At 65.6% G+C, this 14,998-nt stretch carries 10 protein-coding genes; 6 read left to right on the forward strand and 4 right to left on the reverse strand.

Features of this window, described 5'->3' with window-relative positions:
• Nucleotides 1-546 carry a YfiR family protein gene (locus KW832_RS17950; RefSeq protein ID WP_218300712.1) on the forward strand — a complete coding sequence of 182 codons (546 nt, stop codon included), beginning with the start codon at nucleotides 1-3 and terminating at the stop codon, nucleotides 544-546.
• Nucleotides 543-2,468, forward strand: coding sequence for a bifunctional diguanylate cyclase/phosphodiesterase (locus tag KW832_RS17955; RefSeq protein WP_121421739.1), 1,926 nt, complete (start codon nucleotides 543-545; stop codon nucleotides 2,466-2,468). Before KW832_RS17950 ends, KW832_RS17955 begins: the two co-directional genes overlap by 4 nt.
• Nucleotides 2,469-2,487: 19 nt before the next feature.
• On the opposite strand, the gene KW832_RS17960 is transcribed toward KW832_RS17955, so the two are convergent.
• Nucleotides 2,488-2,850 carry a YciI family protein gene (locus KW832_RS17960; RefSeq protein ID WP_055393669.1) on the reverse strand — a complete coding sequence of 121 codons (363 nt, stop codon included), beginning with the start codon at nucleotides 2,848-2,850 and terminating at the stop codon, nucleotides 2,488-2,490.
• 412 nt (nucleotides 2,851-3,262) lie between these two features.
• On the opposite strand from KW832_RS17960, the gene leuA reads away from it, so the two are divergent.
• From leuA to KW832_RS17975, 3 genes are all read left to right on the forward strand, one after another.
• Nucleotides 3,263-4,942: a 2-isopropylmalate synthase gene (gene leuA, locus KW832_RS17965; RefSeq protein WP_121508049.1), complete on the forward strand. Its 1,680-nt coding sequence runs from the start codon at nucleotides 3,263-3,265 to the stop codon at nucleotides 4,940-4,942.
• Nucleotides 4,943-5,074: 132 nt separating this feature from the next.
• The gene (locus tag KW832_RS17970; protein WP_176887658.1) at nucleotides 5,075-5,581 is read left to right on the forward strand and encodes a C40 family peptidase; all 507 of its coding nucleotides are present in this window, start codon (nucleotides 5,075-5,077) and stop codon (nucleotides 5,579-5,581) included.
• Nucleotides 5,582-5,748: 167 nt separating this feature from the next.
• On the forward strand, nucleotides 5,749-6,849 hold the full coding sequence (locus KW832_RS17975) for a 3-deoxy-7-phosphoheptulonate synthase (RefSeq protein ID WP_218300711.1): 1,101 nt from the start codon (nucleotides 5,749-5,751) through the stop codon (nucleotides 6,847-6,849).
• A gap of 29 nt (nucleotides 6,850-6,878) precedes the next feature.
• On the opposite strand, the gene KW832_RS17980 is transcribed toward KW832_RS17975, so the two are convergent.
• Together KW832_RS17980 and KW832_RS17985 are read right to left on the reverse strand one after the other, a co-directional pair.
• Nucleotides 6,879-7,337 (reverse strand): PaaI family thioesterase, encoded by a 459-nt coding sequence (locus KW832_RS17980; RefSeq protein WP_176887660.1) that lies wholly within the window; start codon nucleotides 7,335-7,337, stop codon nucleotides 6,879-6,881.
• On the reverse strand, nucleotides 7,334-7,777 hold the full coding sequence (locus KW832_RS17985) for a MerR family DNA-binding transcriptional regulator (RefSeq protein WP_218300710.1): 444 nt from the start codon (nucleotides 7,775-7,777) through the stop codon (nucleotides 7,334-7,336). Before KW832_RS17985 ends, KW832_RS17980 begins: the two co-directional genes overlap by 4 nt.
• Nucleotides 7,778-8,110: 333 nt before the next feature.
• Here KW832_RS17985 and KW832_RS17990 point away from each other — a divergent pair, with 333 nt between their 5' ends.
• Nucleotides 8,111-12,997, forward strand: coding sequence for an EAL domain-containing protein (locus KW832_RS17990; protein WP_218300709.1), 4,887 nt, complete (start codon nucleotides 8,111-8,113; stop codon nucleotides 12,995-12,997).
• A gap of 1,009 nt (nucleotides 12,998-14,006) precedes the next feature.
• On the opposite strand, the gene KW832_RS17995 is transcribed toward KW832_RS17990, so the two are convergent.
• The gene (locus KW832_RS17995) at nucleotides 14,007-14,603 is read right to left on the reverse strand and encodes a Spy/CpxP family protein refolding chaperone (RefSeq protein WP_218300708.1); all 597 of its coding nucleotides are present in this window, start codon (nucleotides 14,601-14,603) and stop codon (nucleotides 14,007-14,009) included.
• Between the last annotated feature and the right edge of the window lie 395 nt (nucleotides 14,604-14,998).

Genomic DNA, 14,998 nt, shown 5'->3' on the forward strand with positions numbered 1-14,998 from the left:
ATGTACAACGCCATCCACCTGGGCAAGATACTGTGGTTCGGCCTGTGTTTGCTGGGCGGGTTGGTCGGCCTGGCGCATGCCACCAACCCCGTGGAAGAACCCGACCTCAAGGCCGCCTATATCTTCAACTTCATCCAGTTCATCGAATGGCCTGACAACGACAGCGCCATGGGCAGCGAACTGACCGTCTGCGTCTCGCCCTTCAGTCCACTCAAGCGCCCCCTGACCGCCCTGGAAGGCAAACAGGCCGCCAAAGGCCGTACCGTGCGGATCAGGCTGCTGGAGATGGCCAGCCTGCGCGACTGCAGGGTGCTCATCCTGCAAAACGCAGACGTAGAGCAGGCATTGCGAGCGCTTCGAACCCTGTCTCAGGGCCATGGCGTGCTGACGGTCTCGGATGAGCTGACCTTCGTCAACCCGGAGATCGTCATCGCTCTCACCCAGCAGGAAGGGCGTATCGTGTTCGGCATCAGCCCCGACGCCGCCGCCAAGGCGGGTCTCACGATCAGCTCCCGACTGCTGCGGCTGGCCAAGGTGTACCGATGAGAACCCAGGCCCCCGAACCCCAGATTGCCATCCCGGCGCCACCGCTGCCGCCCGTGCTGCTGTCGTCCAGGCTGGTGGTAACGGGCATCCTGGCGGCGGGCCTGGCGCTTTTGACGGTGGTGCTGGCACTCACGGGGTTGGACTACTGGAGCACGCGCCAGTCCATGCTGCAGGACAGCCGCGTGGAGGCCGCCATCGTCGCGGACAACATTGCGGCCGCTGTCATGTTCCGAGATGCGCGCACGGCCAACGAGATGCTCGCGGCGCTGAAGTCGTCGCCCATGGTGCTGGGCGCCGGGGTGTACGACGCGCAGGGCCTGCTGCTGGCGCACTACACACGCGGGCCAGGCGACAGCTTCCCCGCCACGCTGGCGGCCGCTGGCATGGGCGGGTTGACCGAGCGTGCGGGGGTGAGCGTGCTGGAGATTGCCCGGCCGGTTGAAACGGCGGGCGTGGCAGAGGGAACCCTGTACTTTCGCAAGTCCATGCGTGCGGTGTACTCGCGCCTGGCCATTCGTTTTGTCAGCGCGTTGCTGATTGCCGGGTGTGTGATGGCCATGGCCGCCGCCATGGTGCTGCGCAGCCAGGCGGCCGTGCGCAACGCCGAGAACCGGCTGCACGCGCTCGCCCATACCGACGCCGTCACGGGCACGGGCAACCGGCACGCCTTCAATGAACGCCTGGCCGCAGCGATCGAAGCCGCCCGGGACCAGGGCACCCGCGTGGCCCTGGTGTACATCGATCTCGACAATTTCAAGACGCTCAACGACACCTTCGGACATGCGGCCGGAGATGGTTTGCTGCGCCAGGTGGCGCGGCGCCTGCAGTCCGTGGTGCGCAGCACCGATGCGATCTCGCGCCTGGGGGGCGACGAGTTCGCCGTGATCCTGCCGCTGGACATGGACGACGCAGCGCTCAACACCTATGGCCAGCGGATTGTCGGCACCTTCCACCATTCGTTCACCGAAGTCGGCCAGCAGATGACCATGACCTGCAGCGCGGGCATCGCCACCTTTCCGGGTGATGCGGCCGACATGGACGGCCTGGTCAGCAATGCCGATACGGCCATGTACCGCGCCAAGGAAATGGGCAAGAACCGCTGTGTGCGGTTTGACGCGTCGATGAACCAGGCGGTGGTTCGGCGCCAGGCCATCGAGCATGCACTGCGCGCCGCGCTCCAGCAAGGCGAGGGCCTCGCGCTGCACTACCAGCCGCTTTTTGCCGCCACCGACCGCGCCCTGGTGGGCGCCGAGGCGCTGCTGCGCTGGTCGCATGCGGAGCTGGGCAACGTTTCGCCGCTAGAGGCCGTGATGGTGGCCGAGGATTGCGGCCTCATCGTGCCGCTGGGCTACTGGGTGATGCGCACGGCCTGCCGCGATGCCGCCCGGTGGCAGGCGGGCGGGCCGCTCCGGGTGTCGGTCAACATCTCGGCACGGCAGTTGGGCGACCCGCAGTTTCTGGAGCGCGTGATGGACATCCTGCGCGAAGAGGGCCTGCCCGCCCACCTGCTCGAAATCGAACTCACCGAAACCGTGCTGATGGACAACATGGAGGCCGGTGCGCACACCCTGCACCGCCTGAGCCAGCTGGGCATCCACCTGGCCATTGACGATTTTGGCACCGGCTACTCCTCCCTGGCCTACCTGCGGCAGTTGCCGATGCGGCGCCTCAAGATCGACCGCAGCTTTGTCAAAGACCTGCCCGGCCAGGAACACAGCCGCACCATCGTCACCGCCATCGTGGCGCTGGCCCACGGTCTGGGGCTGCAGATCACAGCCGAAGGGGTGGAAACGCCCGAGCAGGCCGACTACCTGGTGCGCCAGGGCTGCGATGTGCTGCAGGGCTACCTGTTTGCGCGGCCCATGCCGGTGGGGGAGTTTCAGGCACAGCTGCAGGAAGGCACTGCGCGCCGGGGAGTGTGAAAAGCGTCAGCGCCCCGGATCACAAAGCCCCGTGGTAACACGGCGCCACTTCGCGCACCTCGACAGTGGCCCATTCGGCGGCCGGGCATTCGCGGGCAATGGCCACAGCCTCCTCGCGCGTGGCGCAGTCGAGCAGGTAAAAGCCACCCACCATTTCTTTCGTCTCGGCAAAGGGTCCATCGACCATGCGGGCCTGGCCTTCGCGCACCTGCAGGCGCACGGCCTGCTCGGTGGAGGCCAGCGATTCGGAGGCACGCAGCAGGCCCCGGGCCTGCAGGCCTTCGCCAAAACGCAGCATGCGCGCATAGGCCTCCTGGCCCCCCGCCAGCCCCCGCTCGGCCCGTTGGCCGTGGGGTTCCATGATGAGCAGCATGTAGGCCATGAAAAGATCTCCTGACGAAACAGATGGGGAGGGCACGCAACGAAAGGCGCCATCCTATCAGCAGTATTCACTATTATTTTGATAGCTATCAGAGCTTATCCATAAAGCGCTAGCGGCAATTTTCGTCAAAATAATTGCGCACCGCAGCAAGCCTGTGCTATCTTTGCCTCCTATGCAACGCAGCATGCTCCTATCCACCCTATCGCTAGGCCTAGTGCCTGGCCGGGGTCTGCCTGCGTTCGCCACCGTTGCCTGATCCGCTCAGCGCAACACCTGATCTCCCCCTGACCCCGGCCCGCGAACCAGCCTTTGCACACGCAAAGGGCTGCAGGGGATGTCATTCGTTTCTAGATTCGTTTGACCTGTGCACCGTGTCTTTCACACCGCACACACCGTTCGTGGAGCCTTTGTCATGATTTCCAAACCCGCCACCAAGTACCAGCCCATTGCCCCGGTCGCGTTGACCGATCGCCAGTGGCCCACTCGCAGCATCACCCACGCGCCCGTGTGGCTGTCCACCGATTTGCGCGACGGCAACCAGGCCTTGTTCGAGCCCATGAACGGCGAGCGCAAGATGAAGCTCTTTGAAGAGCTGGTGCGCATCGGCTTCAAGGAGATCGAGGTCGGTTTTCCGGCAGCATCGCAGACGGACTTCGACTTTGTGCGCCGCCTCATCGACGAGAACCTCATCCCCGATGACGTGACCATCATGGTCATGACCCAGTCGCGCGAAGACCTCATTGCGCGCACCGTGGAGGCCGTGAAAGGAGCCCCCCGCGCCATCGTGCACCTCTACAACGCCACGGCCCCCGCATGGCGGCGCATCGTGTTCGGCATGAACGTGACGCAGGTGATGCAGCTCATCGCGCACCACGTGGGCTACCTCAAGCAGCTTACCGATGCACAGCCCGAAACGCAGTGGACCTTGCAGTATTCGCCCGAAACCTTCAGCGCCACCGAACTCAGCGTGTCCCTCAAGGCCTGCCAGACCGCGATTGCCGCATGGAACGCGGGCCCCGGCCGTCCCATCATCATCAACCTGCCCACCACGGTGGAGAACGCCACGCCCAACGTGTTCGCCGACCAGATCGAGTGGATGGACCGGCACCTCAGCCCGCGCGAGCACATCACGCTCTCGGTGCACCCGCACAACGACCGGGGCACGGGCGTGGCGGCGGCAGAACTTGCGATGATGGCCGGCGCCGACCGCGTGGAAGGCTGCCTCTTCGGCAACGGCGAGCGCTGCGGCAATGTGGACATCGTGACGCTGGCGCTCAACATGTACACGCAGGGCGTGCACCCCAACCTCGACTTCTCGGACATCACCTCGGTCGCGCGCATTGCCGAGGAATGCACCTCGCTGCCCGTGCACCCGCGCCACCCGTATGCTGGCGACCTGGTGTTCACCGCATTCTCGGGCTCGCACCAGGATGCGATCAAAAAGGGCTTTGCAGCGCAAGACCCGAACGCCTTGTGGGAAGTGCCGTATCTGCCCATCGACCCGGCGGACCTCGGCCGCACCTACGACAGCGTGATCCGCGTGAACAGCCAATCGGGCAAGGGCGGCATTGCTTTCCTGCTCGAACGCGAACACGGCGTGGTGATGCCGCGCCGCATGCAGGTCGAATTCAGCGCAGTAGTGCAACGGCAGACGGACGCGAGCGAGGGCGAAATGAGCGGCGAGGCGCTGTGGGACTTGTTCCAGACCACGTACCTGAAAGCGCCTGCGCACGCCGCCATCACCTGCCACAGCCACAAGCTCGATGAAGACGGGCAGGGCATCGAGCTGGACGTGACCATCGACGGCACGCGCCAGCATTTGCGCGGCCAGGGCAACGGGCCGATTGCCGCCACGGTGGATGCCCTCGGCCTGCCGCTGCGCGTGGACCACTATGAAGAGCGCGCCACCGGCACGGGCGCCAACGCCCAGGCGCTGGCGATTGTGGAAGCGGCCATGGACGGCGTGGCGGGCTCCACCTTTGGCGCGGGCGCGAGCCACAACATCGTGACTGCGTCGGTTCAGGCCATCGTGAGCGTAGCCAACCGGTTGCTGCTGCGGCGCCAGACGGCCGAAATCACTGCGACGGCATGAGCTCCCAAGTGTTGTAAAAAAGATAGCTGCCAACGCTTGATGCACAAGCGCTGGCGGCATTTTTGACCAATATCCCCAAGGCAGGAACGGGGTCAGCGCATGCGCCGGGCTCCATCCGTTACCCTTCGGTCCATGCGCGTTTTTCACAGCCTGGCCTTTGCCGCCTGCACCGCCGCCCTGCTGGCCCTGGGCGGCTGTGGCACCTCACGGCCGCCTTCGACGTCTTCTTCTTCGTCCGCCCCGATCCGCACCACGCCGCCCCTGACCGCCGAGCAGGCACACGACATCGCCATCCACGCACTGGGCCTGGTGGGCACGCCGTACCGTTACGGCGGCAACACGCCCGACTCGGGTTTCGACTGCAGCGGGCTGATTGGTTACGTGTACCGCAATCAGGTCGGCACACCGCCGCCGCGCACGGTGGCGCAGCTCAACAACTGGGGATACCGAATCGACGGTGGCGAGTTGCGCGCCGGAGACCTGGTGGTATTTGGCACCGGCCGCCAGCCCAACCATGCGGGCATCTATGTGGGGGAAGGGCGTTTTGTGCACGCGCCCTCCACGGGCGGAACGGTGCGGCTCGACCATTTGCAGTCGCGCCATTGGGCGCGGCAGAATGCGGCGTTCCGCAGGCCGTAGAGGCTCCCCCTGAGTCGCCTTCGGCGCCTTCCCCCTGAGGGGGACGACGCACTCGCTGCGGGGCGGCCCTTGCTCTGCGTCACTGGCCTGGGCCGCGCCAGTTCCGAGCCGTGTGACCACCTCCTTGACCAGCAGGCAACAGCGGCTCCGCGACAATCGGGGCCACTATGACCCACGCACACCGCTCCGCCAACCCCATTTCCACCCACGACACCACACGCATTGATGACACGCGCATCAAGGCAGTGCGCCCGCTGATTACGCCTGCGCTGCTGCAGGAGTGGCTGCCCGCACCCGATGCGGCGCAGGCGCTGGTCGAATCGAGCCGCGCCGCCATCTCACGCGTACTGCACGGGCAGGACGACCGGCTCATCGTGGTGGTGGGGCCCTGCTCCATCCACGACCACGACCAGGCCATGGACTACGCGCGCCAGCTCAAGCAACAGGCGGATGCGCTGCAGGCCGATCTGCTCGTCGTCATGCGCGTGTACTTTGAAAAGCCGCGCACCACGGTGGGCTGGAAGGGCTACATCAACGATCCGCACCTGGATGGAAGTTTTGCCATCAACGAAGGGCTGGAGCTGGCGCGCCAGCTGCTGCTCGATGTGCTGGCCACGGGCCTGCCGGTGGGCACCGAATTTCTGGACCTGCTCTCGCCACAGTTCATCAGCGACCTGGTGAGCTGGGGCGCGATAGGCGCGCGCACCACCGAGAGCCAGAGCCACCGCCAGCTGGCCAGTGGCCTGTCGTGCCCCGTGGGTTTCAAGAACGGCACGGATGGCGGCGTGAAGGTGGCCAGCGACGCCATCCAGGCCGCACAGGCATCGCACGCGTTCATGGGCATGACCAAGATGGGCCAGGCCGCCATTTTTGAGACGCGCGGCAACCAGGACTGCCATGTGATCCTGCGCGGCGGCAAGCAGCCTAACTACAGCGCTGCCGATGTGGATGCTGCCTGCACCATGCTCAAGGCGGCGGGCCTGCGCGAGCAGGTGATGATCGACGTGAGCCATGCCAACAGCAGCAAGCAGCACCAGCATCAGATCACGGTGGCGGCAGAAGTGGCCGAGCAGATTGCAGCCGGTGATGCGCGCATCACCGGCCTGATGATCGAAAGCCATCTGAACGAAGGCCGACAGGACATCGTGCCCGGCCAGCCGCTGCAACACGGCGTGTCGGTGACTGACGCCTGCATCAGCCTGGCGCAGACCGTGCCGGTGCTTGAAGGGTTGGCGGCCGCCGTGCGGGCGCGGCGCTCGCGGGCGTAATCCCACCTCAGAACGGGACGGCCCGCCACCTACCGCGCAGCGGCGGGATCGATATTGCGCGCCGTGGCCAGGAGCGTGGCGCACAGGGTTTCCTGGCCGTTCCCGTCCACCGCAAAAACGTCGGACGCGCAGACGGTGAGTAACCGCCCCGCATCCACCACACGCCCGCGCGCACGCAGGCAAACGCCCCGGGCAGGCGCCACGAGTTTCACGGTCGCATCCACCGTGGCATTGGTCCACCCTGGCGGCAACACGCTGCCTGCTGCCGCCACCGCCGCAAAGTCGGCCACGGCAAACACAGCCGTGGCCTGCAACTGGCCGGGGCGAAAACTGAAGGCCTCACTCACCGGAATCTCCATCTCAACCCGGCCCGGTTCGGCGTGGACGAAGCGCAGCCCGAGCGTGCGGGCCATGGGCATGGCCAGCACAAAGGCCTGCAATGCGGCGATGGAGGCCGTGGGCAAAGGGGATGGCGAAGACAAAGTCATGGCGTTTTCCTGGAGGTTGGGGTTTGGGAGGGGGACTTGGTGGATGTGCTGGGCCGCAAGCGCGGCCAGGCGCGGGGTGTCTCTCGCTTGCGTGTCTGTTGCGCCTGCAGCCACGCCTGGTGGTCGAGCACCACCTGCTTTTGGGCCTGCAACTGGCCGATCTGCTGCTCCAGCGCGGCCACGCGTTCCTGCAGGGCCAGCACCATGTCGTCGATACCCAGCGTGCCGGCACGGTAGTCGTCAAGCCGCCGGGCAATCTGCGGCAGCGCAAAGCCCAGCTGGCGGGACATGGCGATGAACACCACCTCGCGCTTGATGCTGGCGGGATAGTCCCGGTATCCGTTGGCCCGGCGGTGCGGGCGAATCAGCCCCAGCCGTTCATAGTGGCGCAGGGCGTGGACGGACACTGAGGCCTGGCGGGCAAGTTCGGATATCTGCATGGCACACAGGCTAGCAAGCCTGATGCTGCGCGAAGGTTGCCTTGGCGACTGTTTCCGCGCTGCCCGTGGTCGCTGGGCCGGTTTCCCCTTTGGGGCAAACCCGCATGCTGCGGTGCGTCAACATGGGTCTGTGCGGTGTAGCATTGCTGCTTTATTACAAGTTGTGGCCCCGGCGTTTGCGACTTCCTGCAGCGGCTGGGCCGTCCGGCATGTGCCGCCTTACCGCTCCACTTCCTTGTTGACGCAACTCCGGTCCTCCTACAACCCTCCCCAGGCAGCAAGGCGCCTGGAGGTCGGATGCGTGCCCCTGGGCCTGGCCCCAGCGTAACCGCCATGCCGCCTGCGCACGCACCCCAAGAGGCCGCGCGGCTCCACGCACTGCAGTCCTACGCCATCCTGGATACCCCCCCGGAAGACGCGTTTGACCAGTTGGCCACACTGGCCGCGCGCGTCTGCGGCTGCCCCATGGCCGTGGTCAACTTTGTAGACAGCGAGCGCCAGTGGTTCAAGGCAGCGATAGGCGTGCCTTTCGGGCAGACCGACCGTGCCATTGCCTTTTGCGCCCATGCGCTGGACGGCAACCGCGATGCCGTGGTGGTGCCGGACGCGCGCCAGCACCCCGCATTTGCGGGCAATCCGCTGGTGGTGGGCGAACCCCGTGTTCGTTTTTACGCCTGCGTGCCCCTTGTTACGCCGGAGGGCTTTGCACTGGGAACGCTGGCGGTGCTGGACACCGTGCCCCGCACGCTGGGGGACGAGCAGCTCGACGGTCTGAAGATCCTGGCAGGCCAGGCCATGGTGCAGCTGGAGCTGCGCCGCCAGAAGCGCCTGCTGGCCCAGCTGGTGCAAGAGCGCGACCAGATGCATGCGGAGATGCTGGCCCAGAGCGATGCGCTGCGTGTGGCAGGACAGATTGCGCGCATCGGGGGATGGACGGTAGAGCTCCCCAGCCTCCAACTGACCTGGTCACAGGAGATCGCTGCCGCCTACGGGCTCACCCACCGCGTAGGCAGCCTGGCCCAGGTGCTGCAGCTGTACACCCCGCCCTACCGGGTGCTCATGCAAAAGGCCTTTGATGAATGCATGCACCATGGCACCCCCTTCGACGTCGAGGCTGAGGTGGCCATGCCTGGTGGCGGGCGATTCTGGGTGCGCACAGCAGGACAGGCGGCGCGTGATGCCCATGGCCAGATCATCCGCATCCAGGGCGCCTTCCAGGACATCTCGGTCCAGCACCAGGCGCGGCAGGCACGCCGCGAAAGCGAAGAACGCTTTCACCTGGTCTCGCGTGCCACGGCCGATGCTGTGTGGGACTGGAACCTGCACACCGATGCCATGTGGTGGAACGAGGGCATGCAGAACCTGTTCGGCGTGCCGCTGGACGAGCTGCCCCCCGACAGCACCTCCTGGACCCTGCGGCTGCACCCCGACGACAGCCAGGAAATCCTCCACAGCATCCATGCAGCCATTGATGGCACCGACAACCACTGGTCGGCCGAGTACCGCTTTCTTCGGAAGGACGGCACGTATGCCTGGGTGCTGGACCGGGGCTTCCTGATCCGCGACTCCTCCGGCACGGCCGTGCGCATGGTGGGCGGCATGACCGACATCAGCGTACAGAAGCTGACCGAGCTTGACGCGCAGCGTGATGCGCAGAACCATGCCGAGCTGCTGCATGTGCAGCAGCGCATCTCGTCGCTGGACATGCCCCTGCCCGACGTGCTGCAACTGGTGGCCGACACGGTGCTGCGCCAGACGCTGGCCCGGGGCGCGCTGGTGGAGCTGTTGCAGGGCCACCAGCTGGTGGCGCAGGCCTCGGCAGGCGACCATGTGCGGCCCGTGGGGCACTTGCTGGCCGTGGACCAGAGCCTGCTCTGGCCCGCACTGCGCGAAGGGCGCACCGTGGTGTGCAACGACACCGAGGCCGAGGGCTGGGACATGGCTTCGCTGCCCCACCGCCATGGCGTCCGCTCCGTGATGGCGGTGCCGCTGCGCACGGCGCAGGGGGTGGTGGGCTCGCTCAAGGTGACGTCTGACAAGCCCAACGCGTTCTCGCGGCGCGACGTGGCGCACCTGGAGATCCTTACCGAATCCCTGGGGGCCATGGTGCAGCTGCGGCATGTGGCCGGGCAGCTCAAGGCGTCGGAGCAGCAGTACCGCATGCTGTTCAACGAGCATCCCCATCCCATGTGGGTGTACGACAAGGAAACGCTGCGCCTGCAGGCTGTGAACCAGTCGATGGAAACCCACTACGGCTACACCGAGGCCGAGCTGCTGGCCATGGACATGACCGACCTGTGGCCCGCCGAGCGGCACGCAACCATCCGGGAGGCCCTGCATGCGATTGCGATCGACCAGCGCAACAAGCCAGTGATCAGCCGCCACGTCAAGAAGGACGGCAGCTTCATGGATGTGGAGATCACGGCTGGCAGCATCAGCTTCAATGGCCGCCCGGCACGCCAGGTGCTGGCCACCGACGTGACCGAACGCCTGCGCACCGAGCGCGAACTGGCCCGCATGGGCCGTGCGCAGCGCCTTCTGAGCGCCTGCAACGAAACCCTGGTGCGCGCCACCTCCGAAACCGCGCTGCTGCAGGCCATCTGCCAGATTGCCGTGGACATTGGCGGCTACCGCATGGGCTGGGTGGGGTTTGCGCTGGACGACGAACGCAAGTCCATCCAGCCTGTAGCCCACGCGGGCTACAACCAGAACTACCTCGAAAACCTGCAGCTTTCCTGGTCGGCCGATGACCCCTACGGCCGGGGGCCGGCGGGCATGGCGGTGCGTTCGGGCAAGCCCGTGATCGTGCAGGACATCCGCACCGAAGGCGACTTTGCCGACTGGACCGAGCGCATGCTGGACCACGGCTTCCACGGTGTGATCTGCCTGCCTTTGCAGGACCGTGATCGCAACCGCGACCGTACCTTTGGCCTGCTGTACCTCTACGCGCCGGACATTCTGCAGATCAGCCCTGAAGAGGCCGCCCTGCTGCAGGAACTCTCCAACGACCTGGCCTTTGGCATCACCAGCCTGCGCGCGCACAAGGCGCAGCAGCGGTTGCAGGCCTCGGTGCTCAAGGTGGCGGCGGCCGTGTCGGCCAGCACGGGCACCGAGTTTTTTGTGCAGCTGGTGCGCAACATGGCCGATGCCCTGGGGGCCCAGGGCGGCTGCGTGGTGCGGTTGCTGCCCCAAGCGCAAGGGCAACCACCCCGGGTGGTCACGCTGGCGGCGGTGCTGGACGGCCAGATGCTGCCCAACGACGAATACAGCCTGGAGGGCACGCCCAGCCTCATGCTGCTGACGCAGCGCGAGTACGTGGTGACCGACAAGGTGCAGCAGCGCTACCCGGATGCGCCCGTGCTCCGTTACGTGGGCGCGCAGGCCTACGCAGGACAACAGCTGTGCAATGCCGACGGCGAGGTGGTGGGCATTGTGTTCGTGCTGTTCCGCCAGGCCATTGCTGAGACGGATTTCATCGCCTCCACGCTGCAGATCTTTGCCGCGCGCGCTTCGTCCGAGATCGACCGACAACTGGCCGACGCCCGCATCCGCCACCAGGCCTCGCTGCTGGACAAGGCGCAGGATGCCATCCTGGTGCGCGACCTGGAACACCGCATCATCTTCTGGAACAAAAGCGCCGAGCGCCTGTACGGCTGGTCGCAGCTGCAGGCGCTGGGCCAGTCCATCGAGACCCTGCTTTACGACGACCCCGCCCACTTTCGCCATGCCACCCAGTCGGTGCTGGAGCAAGGCGAGTGGACTGGTGAGATCGTGCAGCGCCACCGCGATGGCAGCACTATCGAGGTCGAGGGCCGCTGGACCCTGGTGCGCGGTGATGACGGCCAGCCGCAATCCATCCTCGCCATCAACACCGACATCCGCCAGCGCAAGGCCAGCGAGCGTGAAATCCAGCGCCTGGCGTTCTACGACGCGCTCACCGGCCTGCCCAACCGCATGCTGCTCATGGACCGCATGGCCCATGCGCTGGCCAATGCCCAGCGGCGCCAGCAGGGCGGGGCGCTGCTGTTCATCGACCTCGACAACTTCAAGACCCTGAACGACACCCTGGGCCACGACCAGGGTGACCTGCTGCTGCAGCAGGTGGCGCAGCGCCTGAACACCTGCGTGCGCAGCGTGGACACGGTGGCCCGGCTGGGCGGCGACGAGTTTGTGGTGATGCTGGAAGAGCTGAGCCCCAAATCCCACGAACTGGCCCTGCACGCGCGCGGGGTGGGCGAGAAGATCCTGGCCATGCTGGCCGTGCCCTATGCGCTGGCGGGCTACCAGTACCGCAGCACACCGAGCATCGGCATCGCGCCCTTCACCGGCGAGTTGACCAGCGTGGGCGAGCTGCTCAAGCAGGCCGACCTGGCCATGTACCAGGCCAAGACGGCAGGGCGCAACACCCTGCGCTTTTTCGACCCCGACATGCAGGCCGTGGTGACGGCCCGCGCCGGGCTGGAAACCGACCTGCGTGCCGCACTGGCGCAGGAGGAATTTTTGCTGCACTTCCAGCCGCAGATGCACCAGTCGGGCCGCTGTGTGGGCGTAGAGGCCCTGGTGCGCTGGGCCCACCCGCAGCGCGGCATGGTGCCCCCTGCCGTATTCATACCGCTGGCCGAGGAAACCGGGCTCATCCTGCCACTGGGCCGCTGGGTGCTGCACACGGCGTGCAAGCTCCTGGCCACCTGGCAGGCCGACCCGCAGCTGGCCCACCTGACCATGGCGGTGAACGTGAGTTCGCGGCAGTTCCGCCACGCCAGTTTTGTGGACGACGTGGCCCGGGTGCTGGCCATCACCGGGGCACCGGCCCACCTGCTCAAGCTGGAGCTGACCGAAAGCCTGCTGGTGGAAGACATGGAGACCACCATCGCCACCATGGCCGCGCTGCGTTCGCACGGCGTGGGCTTCTCGCTGGACGACTTCGGCACCGGGTACTCGTCGCTGAGCTACTTGAAGCGGATGCCGCTGGACCAGCTCAAGATCGACCAGAGCTTTGTGCGCGACCTGCTGACCGACCCCAACGACGCCGCCATTGTGGACACCATCATCGGCCTGTCGCGCAGCCTGGGCCTGGAAGTCATCGCCGAAGGCGTGGAAACCCCCGAGCAACGCGAGCTGCTGGCCCGCGCGGGCTGCCAGCTCTACCAGGGCTACCTCTTCAGCCGCCCCCTGTCTGCGGACCTCCTGGGGGCCTTCCTGCGCCCTGCGGCTGCGTAGACGGCCTGCACGGCCCCGCGTTTTCCCCGATCGCCTTGCCGCAACCGGCCCCGTGCACGGTTGGTCGGCTGCGGTTTTCTCCCTGGGGTTGTGTCCCGTGCGCCCCCAAACATCGCCCCGTCCAGATGGCAACCCCTGCCCGGGTGCACCCCAAGTTGTCCCTCTGTCTTCTTCTTATGTTGTCTATAAATACATAGTCGTAGTAGTAGAAGGCGGCACGGAATGTGGACAACCGCTTTTTTCCCAACCGCAGCGCGCACTTGCAGGTGCGCCAACCCTGTGCACCGATCCCTCTTGCCGTTGTCACGGGAACGGGGACAAAACACAGCGCCTGTCCTTTTCTGTGGATAACCACGTGGTTGTGCCAGAACTATCCCCAGTCTTACGCACCGGCGCTGGTTCGTCATGAACTTGTGTAAAAACTGGCTCTGACGCTTACTGCATAAGCGCTATTAGCTATCTTATTTATAGTAAACACACATTCGCAGGCGCCGTGCTGCGAGTGCCGCTCCACCTCCACCTCAGCAAAGCAGTGCCCAAAAACGGAGGTCCGCGCCCAGGTCTTGTTCATGCCCCCTTTCTGGGGCAGCCCACCAGAACGCGCGTGCGCCGCGGAATGGTGTTTCGAGGGGTTCTGGTTATTCTTCTATAGTTCTATATATAAATAGCAGTAGTAGTAGAGCAAGCCACTTTCTGTGGACAAGGCCAATTTGTTCAACGCTGGCGCGGGGTTGCGCAGCTGCAAAGTCTGTGTGGCGGTCTGCACAAAGGGCGGGGCTCGCAGACAACAACTTCAGGCCATCGCCGTTTTGTGTGGATAACTGTCCAGTTGTGCCAGAACTGTTCCCAGTGTTATCCACAACGGGTGCCCGTCGACAACCTTTTCCATCCCACAAAGCACAAAGCCCGGGGTCCGTGGAGGACTCCGGGCTTTGTCAGGCAAGAAGAGAGGGGAACCGCCGCCTACCTCTGAGCCGCCCCCTGCGTCAGGGCGGCCCCACGAGGGGATTTACTTCGCGGGCGCTGCCTGCGGTTGCTGATGGCGGCCTTCGCCACCCCGCATGCCGTGGTGCCCGTGTCGGCCTTCGCCGTCGCCCCTCATGCCTGCCATGCCTCCCATGCGGTGGCCGTGGTGGGCCTGGGCGTCAAAGGTTTTTTGCTGCTCGGGCGTCAGTGCCGCGTAGAAGGCCTTGGTGGCCTCGCCACGGCGGTCGGCCTCGGCGGCGTGCTGGGCGCGCATGGCCCGCATGCGGTCGATGCGCTCGGGGGTGGTCAGTTTGTCCATGTTCTGGCGGTCCAGACGGGCAGGGCGTTCGCCCGGTTGCATGGCCGCAGTGAACGTTGTCCACGCGGGTTCTTGCGCGGCGGTCAGCTTGAGTTGGCCCTTGAGGGCGGTCAGGCGTTTGGCATGGTGTTCGGCACGTTTTTCTGCACGGTCGCCATGGTGGCGTTCGTGCCGTTCTCCGGCCTTGTAGCGCGGGGCGGCTTCGGTTGTGGAGGCGCCAGCAGCGGGTGGGGTGGCCGGGGCTGGCTGGGCCAGAACAGGCAGGGCCAGCGCGGCCAGAGCAGCGGTGGCGGCAAGGCGGTGTTGGAAGCGGAAAGCCATGGTGTGGGTCCTTTTACGGGGGTGGCTCGCTGGAACGACCGTTCCGGCGATTGAGAGTCAGTGTCCGCCCCGCATGTATCGCGGCCGTGCGCGTTGGATGACGCTGTGTAAAGTTGTGCCAAGAAGCTGCAGGCCTGCGCGATCAAGGTTTTGATAAAAAATGGCCGCTAGCGCTTATCCATAAAGCGCTAGTAGCTATTATATTTATAGCTAATTCAGGCGACCATCGTTGCTTGTGCGCTCCGGCGGCAGGCTGCGTGCCGACGACCACCGACAATGGCACGTTCCGTGTCGGGCGGGCTGTTTTGCTCACGGGTTCGATCGCTCGATCATCCGTTGGCAATAGCTTCACCGATAGAGAAAGTGCTCTCGCTGAAAGCGCTTCACCACCAACG

Source organism: Acidovorax sp. sif0632 (assembly GCF_019218805.1).
In the GTDB taxonomy this organism is placed as follows: domain Bacteria; phylum Pseudomonadota; class Gammaproteobacteria; order Burkholderiales; family Burkholderiaceae_C; genus Acidovorax; species Acidovorax facilis.

Bases quoted from the DNA above. Each gene is read 5' to 3' on its own strand.
- KW832_RS17960 (WP_055393669.1), bottom strand. From the start codon at position 2,850: ATGGCCTACATGCTGCTCATCATGGAACCCCACGGCCAACGGGCCGAG.
- KW832_RS17985 (WP_218300710.1), bottom strand. From the start codon at position 7,777: ATGCAGATATCCGAACTTGCCCGCCAGGCCTCAGTGTCCGTCCACGCC.
- leuA (WP_121508049.1), top strand. From the start codon at position 3,263: ATGATTTCCAAACCCGCCACCAAGTACCAGCCCATTGCCCCGGTCGCG.
- KW832_RS17995 (WP_218300708.1), bottom strand. From the start codon at position 14,603: ATGGCTTTCCGCTTCCAACACCGCCTTGCCGCCACCGCTGCTCTGGCC.
- KW832_RS17975 (WP_218300711.1), top strand. From the start codon at position 5,749: ATGACCCACGCACACCGCTCCGCCAACCCCATTTCCACCCACGACACC.
- KW832_RS17990 (WP_218300709.1), top strand. From the start codon at position 8,111: ATGCCGCCTGCGCACGCACCCCAAGAGGCCGCGCGGCTCCACGCACTG.
- KW832_RS17970 (WP_176887658.1), top strand. From the start codon at position 5,075: ATGCGCGTTTTTCACAGCCTGGCCTTTGCCGCCTGCACCGCCGCCCTG.
- KW832_RS17980 (WP_176887660.1), bottom strand. From the start codon at position 7,337: ATGACTTTGTCTTCGCCATCCCCTTTGCCCACGGCCTCCATCGCCGCA.
- KW832_RS17950 (WP_218300712.1), top strand. From the start codon at position 1: ATGTACAACGCCATCCACCTGGGCAAGATACTGTGGTTCGGCCTGTGT.
- KW832_RS17955 (WP_121421739.1), top strand. From the start codon at position 543: ATGAGAACCCAGGCCCCCGAACCCCAGATTGCCATCCCGGCGCCACCG.